This is a genomic window from Arthrobacter sp. 05L417, from assembly GCF_056397865.1.
Genome location: NZ_JBFTOG010000039.1, coordinates 18,486 through 37,425 on the forward strand (window position 1 = coordinate 18,486; position 18,940 = coordinate 37,425).

The following is an 18,940-nucleotide window of genomic DNA, read 5'->3' on the forward strand; positions in this document are numbered from 1 at the left end:
TGTCGCAGAAAACAGATTCAATTTTTTGAATTAAGTGTGGAGAAACGGCCACCCACTAAAGTAGTAGGAGCTATTCGCGGATCGTGACGCGAAAATCAGAAAATATTTTCAGAACGTGACATCGCTCGCTCAGGTTCCGGGCAGCCAGCACCGCGGAGTGCTTATTTTGTTTTGGTGCGCTTCCGGCGGCCGGTGACCGTGAAGAGGCCTGCGCCTGCGAGCACGAGGATCCCGCCCGCGGTCAGGGCCCAGGTACCCACGCCACCGGTGAGCGGCAGCCGGAACCCGGCCGCGTTCGCCATGACGTTCTCGACCGTCACCGTCACGGTCGAGGGATCGTTGCCGGTGACCGCGGTCTCGACCGGCTCGGCGAGCAGCGCATACCCGGCCGGGGCCTTCGTCTCCACCAGCCAGTACGACTGGTACCCGGGCTGGCCCGTGCCCACGGCCGCCCCGTTGGCCCAGCCGGAGTACCGCAGACCGGAAATCACCAGGTTGCCGCTGTCGTCGGTGGTCCAGGAGTTGACGCCGGCGACGCTGATCGCGTTGGTGCCGGCCAAGGCATCGGCTTGGCTCGGGTACACCGAGAACACAGCGCCGGCCAGCGCTGCAGAGCTCTGGGAATCCTTCTTGTGCAAAACGATGTTGCCCCACTTGGTGGTGCTTACGGGAGGCATGACCACCGGACCGCCGGGCTGGCCAGGGGCGATGTTGAAACTGGCCGCGCTCGGGTAGAAGAGAGCCGTGTTCGTGATCTCACCAACGGTATTCACCGTGGAATTCACCGTCGCCAGGACCTTTGCGGTGGGGTTCGCAGCCAGAATGGCGCGCCCGCTGGCGGTGAAGTCGACCGTGAGGGTATTCGTGGCCGCATCGAACACGATCGTGTAATCCGTATTCAGCGCCAACGCCGCGTTGTTGGACAGCGCGACGGTCGAGTTGGTGTAGCTCAGCTTCGAATCCAGCTTGTCGACGATCCTGTACCCATCGATCGGGCTGACATTGGGGATGTCGGAGGTGATGGTCCACTGCACGTTGTCCCCGAGTTTGGCGACGGACGCATCGTTGACGGTCTTCGTCGCCCCGGTCACCGCGTTCTTGGGGTAGACGTTCACGTCATACAACCAGCCGTTCCCGCCGGTAGGATCCTTCATCGGCAGTGTCACTAGGAACGGGGCCGTGGGAGTCACACCGGCCGGATAGCCGGTCTCCGTCACGAGGTACAGGCCCAGGGGAAGGTTTCTCAGGGTCGCCGTTCCGGTCCCGTCCGTCGTCGTGATAGAGCCGGGGCTCGCTGCCTGCGCCGCGGCCTGGGCGGGGGCCAGGGCCTCCGCCGCAGCCCAGCCCGCGTTGGTCGTCAGGTCAATGTTGTTCACCTTCTGCACCGTGAACGTCACCCCCGCCATCGGCGTCAGCCCCTGCAACTGCGCGGCGGTCAAAGCCGTTCCATCGTTGGGCAGACTGGTCGCCGTGGCCGGCTTCTCATACTTATGGATAGTCAACGAACCCGTCAGCCGAATGGGGGTTGTGATGACGGGTTCGGAATCAACCACCCTGACCGTCTGCTGCGGCACAGGAACCGCTTCCGGCGCGATTGGCGCGGGCGCCGGGGGTTCCGGCACCGCGATGGCGGACGCGTCCGCCGTCGGCGCCGAGCTCGGTGCGGGTGCCGTTGGTGCCGTCGGGGGCCGTTCCGGCACGGACTGTGGGGCCGACGGCGCGCTGCTCGGAACATCGGCTTCAGCGAGTGGCGCCGGGCCGGCCTGTCCCAGCCACGCGAGGATGCCCCCGATCACGAGGCCGCCCACGACCAACGCGGCGACTGCCATCGTCCAAACTCCACCCACTGAGCGCAGTCCGGCGGCGGCCGGTTCGGCCCCTCCCGGAAGGAGCGTCTTGGGAAGGAACGGCTTGGGAAGGAATGGCTCCGGGAGAACCCCGCCGGGGAGAAGCGTCTCCAGCAGTACGGTTCCGGGGAGGAATCCGGCGGTCACTTCCGGTGTGAAGACCACCCCGACCACCAAGGGGAAGACAAGCGCCCTCATGCCCGCCTGGACATCGTTGAGTTCCATCAGCACGGCCGTGCACTTCGGACACTCCTCCAAGTGGGCCGTGACCTTCTCGTAGGACGCGCGTTTCAGGCCGCCGCGGGCGTACTTTCCCAGCTGGCTCGAAAATTCGGCGCATGGGTCGTCACTGTCCAAGCTGATGTGGTTTTGCAGGTAGGCCTGCCGGAGCCCCTCACGCGCCCGGATCACGAGTGACGAAACGCCGTTGGGGCTCAATCCGATAAAGGGTGCGGCTGCGGCAGGTTTCAGACCTTCGATGTCCACGTGCCAGAGGGCCGCCTGCCAGCGTTCCGGAAGCGACTTGAACGCCTTCGCCATGGTGCTGGACTCAAAGGCGTCCAGAACGGTGTCCGCGTCGACGGCAACGGTATCTAAGACGTCGACGTCGCCTACGACCTGAGTACGCCTTGCCTTCCGGTTCCGGTCGTAGGCAATTCGCCGCACGGCGGTCAGAAGATAGGACCGGAAGAACTGGTCCGGTCCCTTGCCCTCAGTGAGGGCTTGGAAAATCGAAGCAAAAGCCTCGGACACGACGTCGTCGGCGTCACTGGCATTGTCTGTCTGCGCGCGGGCAACAAACTGGGCCGCTGCCACATGTCGCTGGAACAGCACATCGAAGGCGGAAAAATCGCCGTCACGCACCATCGCCATGATTTGAGGGTCGCTGTGCCCGACGGTCAACGACGCGTCCCCACCCTCCGAACCGTCCTTTGAAACCTGCCCCATAGCAACCCAGTGTGACAGCAACAGAGTTTGTGACTTGAATTTTACTTCGAACCCGGTTAGTCAACGGCACCGAGCTTGTTTACGCCACGGGTATCACAAAACTGCGTCACGATCCGGCGTCAGCGCCCACTCATCAATGACACGACCACTCAAAGAACACCACTCGACGGGAAGTTTAGATGATTCAACCCATGCCGCTGGACCGCGAGGGAAAGCCCCGCGTTTTCTACGTGACCCTTGATTGCAGGGACGGGGTTCACGCGGCGTGCGTTGTATGCCATTGCCTTTGCCACGCCGCCAGGCACGGGCCGGGCACGGCGGACTGACTAATCGTTCCCCGGTTCCCCCACCGGCGGTTCCGGCGGCCAGTCGACGTCGAGCTCGTAGCCCTCATGCTTGCCCAGATAGGCGGCGATGAACGGGCAATGCGGGATGATCCGCTTGCCGGAGGCGACGACGTCATCCAAGGCAAAGTGCGCCAGGACCTTGGCCAGCCCGCGGCCTTTGAACTTGGGGCGCGTCTCGGTGTGGAGGAAGTCGATGTGGCCGGGTTTGTCCATGAACTGCGAGATCACGGCTACTTCACCGTCAACCAGAAGCTCGTAGCGGTGGAATTTGTCGTTCCTGACCGTTGTCACGTCCGGGCTGAACGACTCTGCGGTTGAATCCGTGAACTCAGTCATGAGTCGAGATTCGCACGTAAACCGGGCTCTGGCAATGGCACCGCAGGGGCACCGGGAACCGCCGGGGACAGGACTCCGGCAGGCACCCGTCCCAGCAGTAACACTCCCAGCGCGAAGCACGCCGCTCCCCCAGCGAGGAGTGTCAGCGTGAGTCCGTTGAAGGCGGCGTCCACTACCGGAATGAAGACCACGACGCCGGCAGTCACCACCGCGACGTGCGTCCTGCCGCGCGCGTGGCTGGCCGCCGTCGGGCGCTCTTCAAGTCTGCCGCACAGCAGCAGGACCGGGAGCAAGAGCAGGAGGACGCCGAGCAGCACAAGCGGGCGGGCCCACCACCATTCGGCTGTACCGGCCGCCGGCTTGGGGAAGTCGGTGAGCAGAAGCAGCCCCGACATGGCTGCGAGCAGCGGCAAATGCCACAGATAGACCGTCATGGACCGTCGGCCCGCCACGGTCACCATCCAGCGGATCCAGCGCACGCCGGCCGCCCAGGCAAGAGCAGGGCGCAGCAATTGGAGGGTCGCCGCCTGGGACAGGCCCAGCAGCAGCATGCAGAAGTTGGGCGGATTCAGGTCCACGATCATGTTTCCGGAGTAGACCCCGATCCCGGTCACGAACCCCAGCAGCAGGTTGCTGCCCACGATCAACCCCGCGAACCAGCCCCGGCTGCGTCCGGCGAAGATGCCGTCGGCAATGAAGAAGCCGAATTGCTGGACCGCGCACCACACGAAGAGCATATTGACGAAGGCGAGCATCGGAAACGCTCCGCGCAGGGAGTCCAGGGTGATCACTGCGGCGACGAGCCCGCTGAGGGTCAACCACGGGGAATGTCCGTGCAGGCGGGCCAGCAGAGGAACACTCAGTTGGGTAGCGAGGTACGCGGCCAGGAACCACAAGGGCATTCCCGCCCCGGTCGCGATGAGCTGGACCACTTCCGGGTCGACGCCGAGTAGGCTTGCGGCCCACAACCCCACGAACATCGAGGCCAGCAGCGCGGTTGCCGGACGGATGAGGCGCAAGAGACGCAGTTGAGCGTAGTCGACGCCGGAGCCGCCCCGCGCACGCAAGCGACGCCACGATTCCAGTCCCGTGATGCCGCCAAGGACGAAGAACAGCGGCATCACTTGGAACACCCACAGGACGGGTTCGAACCAGTGCTGTTCCATCAGCGTGTTTTCGGTGGTGACGGTCCCGTCGGGGTGCAGGACCGGGCTGACCATCATGCAGTGCGAGAGCACCACCAGAATGAGGCAGAAGAACCGGGCGAGATCGATCACGGGATCACGCGAGCGGCCAAATGCGGCCATGCCCGCCGACGTCTTCTGTTGCCTCGAGAATCCCATTGCGCTCCCTCGCGAACTGCTGAGACCATTGTCCGCCCGCTCGACGGCGGGAACCAGAGCGGGCGGACTGCGTGAATTCGTGGGTGCGGCCCGGGGCCTGCGTGCCGGAACGAAGCTGTGGAGCCGCACCCACGGTCACGGCGCTTAGCGAAGGAGCCGTTCCCGTTGCCGGGGATCGCTGGCCGCCGCGCAGGCCGCCAGGGCCAGACCGAAGGCGCCGTCCAAGACCGCCCGGTCCGCGGAGGCGGATGAGCCGTGGGCAGCAAACTCCGCGGTGTGGTGGGCGGCTCCGTGTACGTCGTACCCGAGCAGCGGATGGATGCTTGGTACCAGTTGCGAGACGTTGCCCATGTCTGTGGAAGCTACTGGATCTTCGTTGAACGCAACAGCCCTCCCCCGGGCGGACATTGCTTCCCGGTATGCCTCGGAAAGGTACCGGTCCTGCCTGAGTTCAGCGTAGGCGTTGCCTGTGGGGGATACCTTGAGCGTGCTCCCGCTGGCCAGCGCTCCCGCTTCCAGGCAGCGCCGCACGCGTTCCTCGATGACGCGAAGATTCTTGATGCTGGGTGAACGCATTTCGACGTTTGCCCGCGCCCGCTCCGGTATGACGTTGACGGCGCTCCCGCCTTCCGTCACGATCAACGAAACAACCGAACCGGGCGGAAGCTGCTGCCGCGCCAAGGCAATGGCCGTCTGGGCAATCACGAGCGCGTCGAGGGCATTGACCCCCTCGAACGGAGCGGCCGCGGCATGCGCAGGCCGCCCTTCATAAAGCACGTCCCACATACCCATGGCCAAGGATGAGCCGCCGATGACGTCCTCGGCACCGGCATGGGCCATCATCGCCAGAGACACGTCCTCGAAGAAGCCCTCACCAATGAGATCGACCTTGCCGCCACTTGTCTCTTCCGCAGGAGTGCCGAGGACCTTGACGGTGATCCCGAGCTCGTCGGCGACGGAAGCGAGCGCGAGTGCCCCGCCTACAGCACAGGCCGCGTTCACATTGTGTCCGCAGGCATGCCCGATGGTCGGCAAGGCGTCATATTCGACGCACAACGCGACCACCAGCTCACCGGTCCCGAACCTCGCGCTGAAGGAGGCCGGGAGCAGCGGCTGCGGAGCGTCAAAGCTGAAGCCCGCACTCCGGAGCAGCCGGCTAACCCGCTTGGCGGCCCGGAACTCCTGCCCGCTGAGCTCGGGATCGGCGTGGATGGCGTGGCTCAGGCCAAGGATTTCCGGCTTCCAGCCCTCCAGCGCAGCGGAGACGGAGCGCTCGACGGCGGCCGAAGAGGTTGTGACGGGCGTTGCGGTTTCCAGGGAGGCCGCTTTCACGGCCGCGGCTTTCATACGGCGACCCCTGCGGTTGTCGCCGCGGCTGGCCGCTTCGGGTAACGGGCGGCTGCTGCCGCGGCAATCAGGGCAGCGATGGCCAGGGCAATCCAGATCGACAGGAGCCCTCCCTCGCTGATGTGACCGGACTGGACTGACGACGAGGAGATGAGCTTCACGACGGCGGCGCCCACCGCGATGCCAACGGACAGCGCCAGTTCGTTGAGGCCGGCCGCGGTCGAGGTTTCCTCCAGGGGAACCCCCTCCACCGACAGCGCCCGGGTTCCCGCCTGGTACATGCCAAGGCTCAAGTTGAACATGGCGAATCCGGCGCAGTAGCCGGCCAGGGAACCGTGAGCAGCCGCCATGACCAGGAAGCCGCCCGCCAGGAGGAGACCGGCGAACACCAAGGTGGCCCGTTCGCCGAACAGGCTGAGCGCCTTTGAGGTAAGAAGCGAGGAGAGCAGCGAGAGCACGGATGCCACCGCGAGGACGATGGCGATCATGAGCGGGCTCAGCGCGAAGCCGTATCCGGTCTTGTCCGGGTTTGAATACAGGAAGATGCCGTTGGTGCCGAAGTAGCTGATGGAAGCAAAACCGAAGAAGAAAGTGGTCAAAGAAACCGTCCGGATCCGCGGGATGGCAAGCATCCGCAGGTCCATGAAGCGCTTCCCATTCACGTCGCGAGAGTCCAGGACCACCCAGTAGGCCAAGAGCGCGAGTCCGATGATTCCGGAGCTGAGCGTCTTGGCATCCAACCAACCCCAGTCCGGTCCCATCGAAAGAGCCACGACGAAGCCGATCAGTCCGAGGGAACATGCCATGAGTGGCACCAGGGCGAGTCCCTCGCGGGTGGGGGTTCCGGCGTCGGGCAGGACGAAGGAGCAAAGCAACCCCACAACCGCGAACGGCACCGCCACCCAGAAACCGAGGGTGGGATCGTCGACGCCGATTATCCCGGCGAGGAGGCCGCCGGCACCGACCATGATCATGAGCATGCCGATCATCACGCTGACCCCGGTGCGGGTCCGCGCCGGGCTGCTGACGCGCAGGATGCCCATCATGAGCGGAATGAAGCCAACCACGCACGTGAGCATGACGACGCCGATCGTCACCGTCCACAGCGACGGCCACAACGCCATCATGACGACGCCGGCCGCGACTACCGCCGTCGACCAGCGGAGGACGAGCCTGTAGCCGTAGCTGTCGCCGAGCCGCGAGATGATCGGCGTGAGCACGGCAAAGCTCACGTTGGCGATGAGGAAGATGCCGTTGATGGTGGGGTCGTCGATCGAAAAGGCGGGCCCCAAGGCGGGGAGGATCGGGTTCAGGTAACCCTGGGTGACTCCGCTGAGCGATTCGATCAGGGCCATCGCCACGATCATTCCTGTGATGGTCCGGCGGGCGATGGCCGCCGTCGCCGGAGGTGCTGTCTTGCTTGCCATGTGCTTCCTTGAGTGTTGGGGGCTTCTTTGCCTGGGTCTTCGGATGCGAGTGGGGGTGATGCGAGTCACAACGTTAGGTCCGCCGTCTACACTGGCTAGGAATTTGTTTGAAATCTTCTGAGAATCGTGAATTTTGAAGGAATCGGCCATGATCTCTGAAACTGATCTTGAAATCGTCAATGCCCTTCAGATCAATCCCCGTGCCGATTGGAGCCGCGTTGGGGATGTCCTGGGCTTGTCCGGACCCACCGTCGCGCGCCGCTGGAACGCCCTAGCTGAGCAGGGACTGGCGTGGATCACCCCGGCCCCAGGTCCGCGCTATCTGAGTGCTGGCTGGTCGGCGTTCATCAGTCTTTCCTCTCTTCCAAGCGAGAACGAAGCCCTCGTCCGGAAGCTGTGCGAAGAGCCCGCATTCGGCACCGTTTCGCTTGTGTCCGGCTCGCACGATCTCTTCATCGACTGCTTCGCCTCGAGCCACGAAGAGCTCATGGAGATCGTCACCGGCTCCTTCGCAGGCCTCCCCGGAGTGACCCACCGGGAGGTCGTTTTCGTCACGAAGCTTTACCGGCAGGCTTCCGACTGGCGCAGCGGCACCCTGGAACCGGCGCGGGCACGGCTCATGTCGGCAGAACCCGTGCCCGCCCCGGCGGCCTATGCGCCGGACAGGCTCGACGCATCCCTCTTGGAGGAACTGGCAAAGGACGGGCGCGCCAGTTGGGCGGAACTGGGAGCCGCCTGCGGCGTCTCTCCTCAAACGGCACGACGGCGGGTGGAGCGGTTCCTCGCGTCCGGCTACATGACGCTGAGGTGCGATACGTCCGCTTCAGCCCAACAAGGACTAAGGGAAGTGAGCCTGATCCTCAACGTGCCCGCCCACCATGTTGACGCCGTCGGGCGCTATTTCGCGGCCCTGCCGAATTGCAGGCTCAGCGCCCAGGTTCTGGGCGCCCAGAACCTGCTCGTGACACTGTGGGTCCGCGACTACCTGGAGGTCCAGGGCCACGAGCGCGAACTGGCGGAGCGCGCTCCAGGAAGCGCCGTGATCTCCCGGCAAGCCGTGGTCCGCAACTACAAACGCCTCGGGCACGTGTTGGACGAGTCCGGGCGCAGCCGCAGCGTCGTCCCGTTGCCGCTGTGGCGTGAAGGGTAGCTGCCCACTCGTCCCCCAACGCTCGCTCACGTATGACACCAAATCCCCCAACGCTCGCTCACGTATGACCGGAAGATCCGCTCCCATCTGGACACCCAGACGGCAACCCGGACATTTGCCGTACACCGCGACGAGCCGCGGCGTTTAGTAGAGAGTGCTATCAATCCATGACAAAGGAGTCATCGTGGCACGCGCCGATTTCGCGACAGTGCAGTCAGCCCCATTTCCTCTCCCTCCAACTCCACTTGCCAGCGGCAATGCGCTTGGCCCCGGTTTGGCGGCAAGACCAAACGCCGACGACGACTCAGAGGCCGGCGGCGAGGTCCCCAGCAGCGCGTGGCGGGTGCGCGCGGACGCGTGGGAGTTCCTTGGCTACGCCGTCAAACAGCTGGCCGCCGGCGCCCGGACCTTCGCCGGCCGGCAGCCGCGCGAACTGCCGCAGGAGGTTCGAAGGCTGTTGCCGCTGCTGGAATCCCTCGAAATGTATTGGGCGTCTCCGGGGCAGCAATATGTCATGGAATTGCGGCGAATCCTGGAGGCTGGAGAATACCCCGAGGCGCTAAGTCTCATAGAGCCAGTCGCGCGACGCGTTGCCGGCCACAACCAACATGCCCAGGAACCATCGCCGGACCCCGAACGCGAAGCGGAACGGGTTGAAGAACCCGCCGAATCGCGCAAGCGGTTCGAGGTCCTCGTGATCGATGATGTCTCCAGCGCCGACCGTGAAGCACTTCAGACCGAACTGCTCAGCCAGCGCCGCCCCGCCGACGCCTTCAACTACGAGCTCGTGTTCGTGCCGAGCTTCGAGGACGCCATCGTGGCTGTCCTGCTCAACCCCGACATCCAGGCGTGTGTGCTGCGGCCGGGGTTCGTTCCCGACAGCAGGCAGCGCCTGAGCCGGGACGTGCGCAGCTTCCTGGGCAGGTTCTTGGGGAAGTCACTCCCCCAGCGACCGTTGGACCGGATCCTGAGCTTGGCGGAGAAGCTGGGCCAACTCCGCCCCGAGCTTGATCTCTACCTTGTGGCGGGCGTGGGGATCGAAGAACTCGCCGGTTCCTTGACCCGCCAATTCCGCCGGATATTCCGCCGCCAGGACGGGCTAGAGCTCCATTTGTCCTTGCTGGCCGGCATCGCGGAACGGTATGAAGCGCCGTTCTTCCACGCGGTCCAGCAATACAGCCGCAAACCCGCCGGTGTTTTCCATGCCCTGCCGGTATCCCGGGGCGGATCGGTCATCCATTCCAAGTGGATCAACGATCTGGGCGATTTCTACGGCCTCAACCTGCTCCTTGCTGAAACCTCTGCCACGTCAGGCGGGCTCGATTCGTTGTTGGATCCGCACGGCTCCCTCAAACAAGCCCAGAAGCTGGCGGCCCGGGCATTTGGCGCCCAAAAATCGCTTTTCGTCACCAACGGAACGTCAACAGCCAACAAGATCGTGCACCAATCGATCCTGGCTCCCGGTGATGTGGTCCTGGTGGACCGGAACTGCCACAAATCGCACCACTACGCCCTTATGCTGGCCGGCGCGCAAGTCTCATATTTGGACGCGTACCCCTTGAACGATTTCTCCTTCTATGGCGCGGTTCCCTTGGAAAGCATCAAGCGGATGCTCCTGGATTACCGCCGGGCAGGCAGGCTCCACGAGGTCAAGATGCTTGCCCTCACCAACTGCACGTTCGACGGCATTGTGTACGACGTCGAACGAGTGATGGAGGAGTGCCTCGCCATCAAACCGGACCTGGTATTCCTATGGGACGAGGCCTGGTTCGCATTCGCGGGCTTCCACCACATCTACCGCCGCCGCACTGCGATGGCTTCGGCCCGATCACTCGAGGCAAAGTTCGCGGATCCGGCTTATGCGGCCCGCTACGCCCAGCAATTGCGCGAGCTTGGCGCGGCGGGCGGGGCGGCCGACGGCGCGGCGGGCGGCAGCGAGCCCGACGACGGCGGCCCGGGTTCCGGCGTCGGGCACGTCAGCGATGAGCTGCTCCTGAAGACACGGCTGGTGCCGGATCCGGCGAAGGCCCGCCTGAGGGTCTACTCGACGCAGTCGACCCACAAGACCCTGACGTCGCTCCGGCAGGGTTCGATGATCCACATCCATGACCAGGACTTCGGCCAGTTGAACGAGGAGAGCTTCCGGGAGGCGTATATGACGCACACCTCCACGTCGCCCAACTACCAGATCCTGGCTTCCTTGGACATGGGACGGCGGCAGGTCGAGTTCGAAGGATACGAACTCGTGCAACGGCAGGCAGATCTCGCGGTCAGCATCGCCCAGGCCGTGGCGAGGCACCCCTTGCTGAAGAAGTACTTCCGCGTCCTCGGCACCCAGGACCTCATACCTGCGCAGTACCGCGAAACCAGCCGGCAAATGCCGCTCCGCGACGGGCTGGCGGCCATGTCGGAAGCCTGGGAGCGGGACGAATTCGTTGTTGATCCGAGCCGTTTGACCCTGCATATCGGCCTCACCGGCGTGGACGGCGATACCTTCAAGCACGACTTCCTGATGGACAAGTACGGGATCCAGGTCAACAAGACGTCAAGGAACAGCGTTCTCTTCATGACCAACATTGGCACCTCGCGAAGTGCCGTCGCCTACCTCGTCGAGGTCCTGGTCAAGCTGGCCGAGACCTTCGAAGACGAGCAATCCGGCCTGAGCGGCTTGGGCCAGCGGGCCCGCCGTGCCCGTGTCGCGGCACTGACCAGCACGCCGCCGCCCTTGCCGGACTTCAGCCGCTTCGCCGAACGGTTCCGCAGGGACGCGGACACGCCGGACGGCAACATGCGGGACGCCTATTTTGAGAGCTACAAGGCCGGATCCTGCGAATACTTCACTGCTGCCGAACTTGCGCGAAGGGTCGGGGCAGGAGAGGAGATGGTCTCGGCGTCCTTCGTCACCCCCTACCCGCCGGGATTCCCTGTCTTGGTTCCCGGGCAGGTGATCACGGAGGAAATCCTGGCCTTCATGTCTGTATTGGACACGCGGGAGATCCATGGATTCAATCCGGAACTGGGGTTCAGGGTTTTGACGGGTGAGCTAGCGTCACGCCAAAAGCCCGCATAAGTGAGCGAGCGACGGGATTGGAGGGCATATACGTGAGCGAGCGTTTGCCTCGTAGCACGCTCGCTCACATCTGACGCCTTTTCGCCAACGCTCGCTCATATCTCTAGCCGAGCGCGACGGCAAGGATGCCGAGCACGACGGCGAGTAGCGGCGTCGTGCCCTGAAGAACGGCGGGTCGGAGGTACTTCTTGCCGCTCAAGGCAAGCACGATTGCCGCCAGCAGCATCGAGCCGCACGAGCTGAAGACGAGGGTCCAGCCCACCTGCGGGTGACCGATCATGACAAAAACAATCCCGGCGAGCGCCCCGATGGCGAGGAAGAGGTTGTAGAAGCCCTGGTTGTAGGCGAGGGGTTTGGTGGTTTCGGCGTCGGACTGGGAAGCGACACTGAAGCGCTTCCACGTCGCCGGATGGGTCCACGTGATGGACTCCATGCTGAAGATGTAGACGTGCAACAAGCCGGCAATGAGGGCAAAAAGCAGGGAGGCCAGGATCATGTGCTGATCCTAGCCTCCCTGTGTTGCTTGGGTTCGCTTCCCGCGCGGTCGCCCCGCGAGCCCTGCCTAGCGGCTGAGCATGTCCAGCGTTGCTCCCGCGAACGTCGAGGCGGAGGAACTCCAGTGCCCCAGCAGGCCCTGGAGGTTCTCGCCGTCGGCCCGGTGCGCGGTGGTCTCGGCCTCGAGCGTGGCGAGGATGCCAGTGCGCAGCTCGGTGTTGAAGTTCACCTTGCCCACGCGCATGGATGTGGCTTTGACCAGGTCCGCAGCAGGGATGCCCGACGCGCCGTGGAGTACGAGCGGAAGCTCAGTCCGCGATGCGATGTCCTCCAGCACGTCCCAGTGCAGCTTGGGCTCTCCGGTGTAACGGCCATGGGCATTCCCCACGGCCACGGCCAGGAGCTGGGCACCAGTGCGATAAACGAATTCCAACACCTGTTCGGGATCGGTCAGGCCCGCGGGATGGGGGCTGGTGTCAACGCCGAAAGCCTTGTCTTCATCGCCCGCCAGCCCACCGAGTTCCGCTTCAATCACGATGTGGGAAGCACCGGCGCCGACCAAAACCTCATGTACGGAGCAGACCAGGGCGATGTTCTCCTCGAACGGGAGGGAAGAACCATCGGCCAGGACGGCGTCGGCACCAGCAGCCACGGAGTCACGGATGACCTCCAGGTCCGAGGCGTGGTCCAGCTGGACCGAGACCGGAACGCTGGCGTCGTCGGCCAAGGCGCGCAGCGCCGTGATCAGTCGCAAGCCGCTAGGAGTGCCGGCTGTCTTGGGTGCGACCAGCAGGATGACGCCTCGGCCGGATTCCTCGGATGCAGCCACCACGGCGAGGGCGGTGGTGAAGTCGTAGCATGTGAAGGCCGGGACAGCTGCCCCTCGCTCCAGCGCGGAGCCTACAAGATCGTCAAGGCGTACACGCATCAGTGGGCCAGGCCTCCCACCAGGATCCAGGCGACATAGCTGAGCAGGAAGCCGGCGACGCCCAGGATGGTGGTGAGCACGGTCCAGGTCTTGAGCCCGTCGGAGACCGTGAGGCCGTAGTAGCGCACCACCACCCAGAACCCGGCGTCGGTCACGTGGGACAGGCCCAAGCCGCCGAAGCCGATGGCGATCACGATCACGGCGATCTGCGCCGGGGTGTAGCCGCCGTGCGCCACGGCAGCCGAGAGGAGGCCCGTGGTGGTGACGATGGCAACCGTGGCCGAACCCTGTGCAGCACGCAATGCCAGGGAGATGATGAAGCCGAGCAGGATGATCGGTACGCCCAGGGAGTCCAGCGTCTGGGACAAGGCCGCGCCGATGCCGGAGACCTGCAGGACGCCGCCGAACACGCCGCCGGCAGCAACCACCATGAGGATCGAGGCGATGGGAGGCAGCGCGCCTTCGAAGATTTCGCCGGTTTCCTTGAGTGACCACTGGCGGCGGACCGCCAGCAGGAAGAACGCGAGCGCAACGGCCACCAGCAGGGCGAAGAACGGGTTGCCCACGAAAGACGCGACGCCGTACCAGTAGTCCTTCTTGTTGATCAGGAGGGTACCGGCCGTGCCGAGCAGGATCTGGACGATCGGAGCGGCGATGAGGAATATGATCAAGCCCGGACGCGGCGGGGCGACTGCGCTGGCACCGGGACCGTCGTGGCCGACGCGCACCAGGGAATCGGAGCCGAATTCTTCGATCTGGTCTCGGACGCCGGGCAGCAGCTCGTAGTCCTTGCGGTTCATGATGCTGGCAACCCAGTAGGACAGGAAACCCAGCGGCACGCAGATGATCAGCGAAATCATCGCGATGAGACCGATGTCGGCACCCATCACGCCTGCCCCGGCAACGATGCCCGGGTGGGGAGGAACGGCGACATGGATCGAGAGCATGATGCCGGCCATGGGAAGGCCGAACTTGATGGGGTGCAGCTTGGCGATCTTCGCGAAGGCGTAGACGATCGGCACCAGGACGATGATGCCTACTTCGAAGAACACCGGAATGGCAACGAGGAAGCCGACGGCGGTCAGTGCCACGGCGACGCGCTTGGCACCGAGCTTCTCGGTGAAGTGGTTGGCCAGCGATTGCACGCCGCCGGACACCTCGATCATGCGGCCCAACACGGCGCCGAGGGCAATCAGCAATGCGACTTTGCCCATGGTTCCGCCCACGCCGTTGGCCACGACGGTGAATACGTCCGCCAAGGGGATCTGCGCGGCAACGGCCACCAGGATGCTCACGGCCAGCAATGCCACGAAGGCCTGGATCTTGAAGCGGATGATCATGAGCAACAGCAGCGCGACGCCCGCAACTGCAATGGTCAGCAGCAGCGGGGTCCCAAGGGCTACGGACGGTTTGATGGCGGGGGCATCAGCTGCCCGGACCGCCAAGGAATTGATGAGGGGAATCATCAGGGGTGTCTCCTTTGACAGAGCCGGCCTGGACTCGAGGCCGGCGAGAGGGGCGACGACGGCGGAGGGGGGACCGCCGTCGTCGCACGTTTCTTTGGGGTTAGTTTGTACGCCTGACGGGCGCGACAACCTTGATGACGGCGGAGTCGTCGGCGGCGGCGAGGCCTTGGGCCTGGCCGAGGAGGTAGAGCTGTTCGGCAGCGGCGGCAACAGGTGCTGCCAGGCCGGCGGCGCGGGTCGCCTTGCCGACGATGCCCATGTCCTTCACGAAAATGTCCAGGCGGCTGAGGACCTCGGCGCCATCCTCGGTGTAAGCCTCGAGGATGCGTGGGCCGCGGTTGGACAGCATGAACGAGCCAGCGGCACCTGCTTCCAGGGCCGCGAGGGTCTTCGCCTGGTCCAGTCCGAGGGCGTCGGCGAGCGCCATGGCCTCGGCGGCAGCGGCGATGTGCACGCCGCACAACAGCTGGTTGACGGTCTTGAGGGCCTGGCCGTCGCCGGGCTTGTCGCCAACAACGGTGAGCGTGGAGGCCAGCAGTTCGAGCGCGGGGCGGGCCTTTTCCTGGGCCGCCGGCGTCGCGCCAACCACGATCAGGAGGTCGCCTTCCCCGGCACGCTTGGGGCCGCCGGAGAGCGGCGCGTCCACGAGTTCGACGCCGTATTCGGCCAGGCGGGCCACGGTAGCCGGAATGGCTTCGGTACCGACAGTGCTGCCGAGAATCACGACGGCGCCCGGCTTCAGTACCGCGGCAACGCCGTTCTCGCCGAAGAGGACATCATCGAGCTGTTCGCCGTTGCGCACGGCAAGGAGCAAGGCATCGGCGCCTTCGGAGGCTTCGCGCGCCGAAGCGAAGGTGCGGATCCCGGCGTCGGCGGCGAGCTTCAGGCGCGGCTCGGCGATGTCGAAGCCATGGACGGTGAGCTGGGTCGCCAGGCGGGTGGCCATCGGCAGGCCCATGGCGCCCAGGCCGAGGACGGCGACGGTGTAGTTGCTGGTCATGGTGTTCTCCATTGAATTAGTTCGGGCCCACACTTGCCGGGTTCCCTGGCCGAGCTTGCGAGGTCAGGGAGCAAGTGGGGAAGGTGTTACTGAGCTTGCGCGTGACTTGAGTCAGGGATTCGTCGTCGCCCACGTTGCCGGCGAAGACGATGTACGGGATGCCCTTCGCGGGCCCGTCCACCGGCTCCCACAGCGAGACGATGCCGGGCAACATGGGGCCGCGGACTATCGCGTGGCGGATTTCCAGGCCGTGCGCTGCCACGTCCGAGGACGTGATGCCGCCCTTGGCGATGACGAAGCGCGGCGGGAAGGTCTTGAGCGTCCGGTTCACGATCGCGACGACGGCGGCAGAGACGGTGCGGGCAATCTTCAGGCTCGCCGCGGCGTCGTCCGTCTTGATGAGCAGGCGGCTCGTGTGGACGATGACGTCTCCATTGCGGAGGGCAATGACGACGGCGGCGACCGTCTCGTCCAAGTAGGCCTCCGCGCCGCTAGCGAGCAGTTTCTCGACGTCGATCTCGATGATCCGGGCGGCGCCATGCTGGGCCGTCAGGGCATTGAGCTGGCGCGTGGTGACGCCAACGTGCGAACCAACAACGATGAGGCCACCGGCTGTGGAGGGAGTGTTGCCTTCGTAGGCCTCCTCACCGCTGAGCGCCTCACGGATTTCCTGGCCGATGCGGCCGCGGACGAAGGGCGGGCCCACCCGGTAGAGGAGCTTCTTGCCGCGGCGTTCGGCCTCTTCCAGTCCGAGGGCGAGTGCCCGGAAGTCGTTCTCGGTGACGATGTCCGCAACGATCGGCGTGGAGTCCGTGGCGGGTTCGATCGCGTCGGCGATGGCCTTGGCGGAAATGGCAGGGTCCTGGGCTGAGGCCCCGGCACGGATGATGTTCAGGTCCAGGACGATCACATCGCTGGCCTGGAACCGGCCCTGCGACTTCTCCTCCACATACCTGGCCATCTCCGAGTTGGCGAAGCCGAAGCTCGCATCCTTGGCGAACTCGGTCTCGGCAACCGGGGTGAGCTTGCCGGCGTCGTGCCCGGTGCCGCGCGTGTAGTGCACGCCGCCAACGGTGACCCGCCCGGCGTCGGGAAACGCCGGGACGATCACGACGCCGTCGGTCGCTTCGCCGGTCACGTCCGTGACAGTGGCGGCAATGACGTCCGGTTCCAGCGGGTAGTGGCCACGGAGGGTGGAGTCGGAGCGGCTGACGAATCCCAAGCGCAGCTGGGAGCCCGCGGCGGCGAGCCCGTTCCGCACGATTTCCTCGTTGCGGGCAGCGGCCTCAACCGGGTCCAGGCTGCGCGTGTTGGTCAGCACGTAGACGGCAGGCTGAGAATGGCTTTCCGCGATGTGGGCGAACGCCCACGTGAAATCGGCGACCTCCCAGCGGGTGAGGACCGGCAGGTTGGCGACTGATTGGGTGCCCGTGGGGTCGTCGTCGAGGACTACCAGGACTCGGGGCGAGGCTGCGGAAGACGCCGCTACAGCGTCGGCAACCAGCTGAGCGGGGATCTGGACTTCAGCCGGGAAGGCGGCCAGAACATCGGCTTCAAGGGTCACTGTGCACTCCATCGTGGTTTGAGGTAAATGTAAGATGTCAGACATCTAATATTTGAGTGCTAGTGTGACACACCTGCTTTCGGCTGTGCAAGTGTCAGTCGTCACTATGCTTGGCGCATGCTTCAAGAGCCTCCCGCCGCCGCGGCATTACACGTGGACATGCGCTTCCCAGCGGCTGCCGTTAAGGCGGACTTTCCGCCCCAACCTCCCGTCCTGTTGCTGCACGGCTGGGCGTCGACGTCCGCCTATTGGGAGCCACTCGCCACCGAGTTGCTCGACGCCGGACAAACCGTCTGGATCGTCGATTTGCCTGGGTATCACCGCGGGGACATGTTGCCTCCGGGCTTCCAGTGGACTCTGGAATCAGCTGCCGATTCCGTCGCTGCCGTTGCTGCCAGGAACGCGGCACCGGTCCACATTGCGGGCCACTCGATGGGCGGAAGCGTGGCGCTGACACTGGCCGCGCGGCACCCGGGGCTCGTGGCCAGCGTGGCCTTGATCGGCATGGTTCCGGCTCCGCCGAACGAAGGCTTCAAATCGATGCTCGAATCCCAGCTACGGCAAGGCTTCGTTGACGACGCGACGCGCGCCAAGTGCATGAAGGCCTGGTTCGGGGCGTTGTCGCCGGAGGACAATCGCTTGCTGAGCCGAGGATTTGAGCTGCCTTTCGAGGTCCTTGGCCCCAGCGGCCTCGCAGCCATGGCGGGGGTAACGGCGGATGTCCCCGAAAAGGTGACGGTTCCAACGCTGGTGATTGCCGGCGTCGGGGACCGATTACGTTCGCTGGACCAGGCGGAAGCCTTCGTGGCAGCCAGCCCGCTGCGCAGGCTCGTGGCGATCCCCGACGCCGGGCACAGTGTCCATTGGGAGCAGCCGCAGGATTGCGCCCGGGCGCTCGGCGCGTTTTGGAACGAAAGCCCGCAACCGCCAGCGTAAGATGTCAGACATCTAGGAACGGAGCACCATGGCACGCAAGTCGCTGGTCGGCGTCGTCGCTGACGAGCTGCTGGACCGCATCGTCGCGGGCGAATTTCCGCCGGGCACAGTGGTTCCCGGCGAACTCGAGCTGAGCGCCAAGCATGAAGTCAGCCGCATGACGGTCCGCGAGGCCATGAAGACCCTCGAGGCCCAGCGAATCCTGAGCGTGGAGCGCGGCCGGGGGACGTTCGTCAACCCTCTGAACCGCTGGGCTTCCCTCGAAGCTGTGCTGCGTGCGGCTTCGGAAGGAAAGAACGACGCCGCAGCGGCCGTCCAGCTCATCGAGTTGCGCCGCATGCTCGAGACCGGCGCCTGCGAACTCGCCGCTTCACGGGTCTCCCCCGAAGAAATCGACCAGCTGCAGGTTCACGTGTCCGCCATGCAGAAGGCGCACGATTCCAACGATGTGAGCGCGTTCGTCGAAGCGGACCTGGGCTTCCACGATGTCATCCTGCACGCCTCCGGCAACGTGTTCGTGGCCGTGCTCTTTGAACCCCTGCACCGGGTCCTGGAAACCCGACGCACCCAGACCTCGCAAATCCCCGATATCCAGCGGCACGCGATCGGACATCACCGGGCCATCCTCAAAGCCCTCGAAGCCGGCGACGCTCCCCGGGCCCGCGAGGCCATGGACGCGCACATGCAGCAGACCCTCGACGATCTCAGGACATACGTCCTGGAGGCCTAGGCAGGC

Annotated in this window: 14 protein-coding genes; 4 read left to right on the top strand and 10 right to left on the bottom strand. The window is 64.9% G+C overall.

The genetic code is table 11. The features are described 5' to 3' along the window. Positions 1-161 precede the first annotated feature (161 nt). The 5 genes from AC1DJW_RS21675 to AC1DJW_RS21695 form a co-directional block, all read right to left on the bottom strand. Entirely contained in the window at positions 162-2,795 is a 2,634-nt protein-coding gene (locus tag AC1DJW_RS21675) for a SpaH/EbpB family LPXTG-anchored major pilin (RefSeq protein ID WP_476902488.1), read from the bottom strand. A 326-nt stretch (positions 2,796-3,121) separates the two neighbouring features. Continuing rightward, positions 3,122-3,478, bottom strand: a complete 357-nt coding sequence (locus AC1DJW_RS21680) for a GNAT family N-acetyltransferase (RefSeq protein ID WP_284754377.1) — start codon at positions 3,476-3,478, stop codon at positions 3,122-3,124. Further along, complete coding sequence (locus AC1DJW_RS21685; protein ID WP_459340928.1) at positions 3,475-4,821, bottom strand: acyltransferase family protein; 1,347 nt, start codon at positions 4,819-4,821, stop codon at positions 3,475-3,477. Before AC1DJW_RS21685 ends, AC1DJW_RS21680 begins: the two co-directional genes overlap by 4 nt. A 144-nt stretch (positions 4,822-4,965) precedes the next feature. Next, on the bottom strand, positions 4,966-6,168 hold the full coding sequence (locus AC1DJW_RS21690; RefSeq protein ID WP_390282590.1) for an amidohydrolase: 1,203 nt from the start codon (positions 6,166-6,168) through the stop codon (positions 4,966-4,968). Continuing rightward, on the bottom strand, positions 6,165-7,595 hold the full coding sequence (locus AC1DJW_RS21695; protein WP_476902489.1) for an MFS transporter: 1,431 nt from the start codon (positions 7,593-7,595) through the stop codon (positions 6,165-6,167). Before AC1DJW_RS21695 ends, AC1DJW_RS21690 begins: the two co-directional genes overlap by 4 nt. 148 nt (positions 7,596-7,743) lie before the next feature. Here AC1DJW_RS21695 and AC1DJW_RS21700 point away from each other — a divergent pair, with 148 nt between their 5' ends. Next, complete coding sequence (locus tag AC1DJW_RS21700; protein ID WP_390282587.1) at positions 7,744-8,745, top strand: Lrp/AsnC family transcriptional regulator; 1,002 nt, start codon at positions 7,744-7,746, stop codon at positions 8,743-8,745. A 274-nt stretch (positions 8,746-9,019) separates the two neighbouring features. Continuing rightward, on the top strand, positions 9,020-11,815 hold the full coding sequence (locus tag AC1DJW_RS21705; protein WP_476902507.1) for an aminotransferase class I/II-fold pyridoxal phosphate-dependent enzyme: 2,796 nt from the start codon (positions 9,020-9,022) through the stop codon (positions 11,813-11,815). 103 nt (positions 11,816-11,918) lie between these two features. Here the strand turns inward: AC1DJW_RS21705 and AC1DJW_RS21710 are convergent, their stop codons facing one another. The 5 genes from AC1DJW_RS21710 to AC1DJW_RS21730 all read right to left on the bottom strand — a co-directional run bounded on the left by AC1DJW_RS21710 (position 11,919) and on the right by AC1DJW_RS21730 (position 17,268). Continuing rightward, positions 11,919-12,311 (bottom strand): DUF1304 domain-containing protein, encoded by a 393-nt coding sequence (locus AC1DJW_RS21710; RefSeq protein ID WP_390282963.1) that lies wholly within the window; start codon positions 12,309-12,311, stop codon positions 11,919-11,921. Positions 12,312-12,377: 66 nt separating this feature from the next. Further along, positions 12,378-13,238, bottom strand: coding sequence for a class II fructose-bisphosphate aldolase (locus AC1DJW_RS21715; protein WP_390282962.1), 861 nt, complete (start codon positions 13,236-13,238; stop codon positions 12,378-12,380). Then, positions 13,238-14,704, bottom strand: coding sequence for a GntP family transporter (locus AC1DJW_RS21720; protein WP_476902490.1), 1,467 nt, complete (start codon positions 14,702-14,704; stop codon positions 13,238-13,240). The genes AC1DJW_RS21715 and AC1DJW_RS21720 overlap by 1 nt, the downstream gene beginning before the upstream one ends. Positions 14,705-14,804: 100 nt before the next feature. Continuing rightward, a complete protein-coding gene (locus AC1DJW_RS21725) occupies positions 14,805-15,704 on the bottom strand; it encodes an NAD(P)-dependent oxidoreductase (protein WP_476902491.1) in 900 nt (299 codons plus the stop codon). Positions 15,705-15,720: 16 nt separating this feature from the next. Beyond that, complete coding sequence (locus AC1DJW_RS21730; RefSeq protein ID WP_476902492.1) at positions 15,721-17,268, bottom strand: four-carbon acid sugar kinase family protein; 1,548 nt, start codon at positions 17,266-17,268, stop codon at positions 15,721-15,723. 117 nt (positions 17,269-17,385) lie between these two features. Between AC1DJW_RS21730 and AC1DJW_RS21735 the strand changes: the two genes are divergently transcribed. Together AC1DJW_RS21735 and AC1DJW_RS21740 are read left to right on the top strand one after the other, a co-directional pair. Then, positions 17,386-18,204 (top strand): alpha/beta fold hydrolase, encoded by an 819-nt coding sequence (locus tag AC1DJW_RS21735; RefSeq protein WP_476902493.1) that lies wholly within the window; start codon positions 17,386-17,388, stop codon positions 18,202-18,204. A gap of 28 nt (positions 18,205-18,232) precedes the next feature. Continuing rightward, entirely contained in the window at positions 18,233-18,934 is a 702-nt protein-coding gene (locus tag AC1DJW_RS21740; protein WP_059388380.1) for a FadR/GntR family transcriptional regulator, read from the top strand. Positions 18,935-18,940 lie beyond the last annotated feature (6 nt).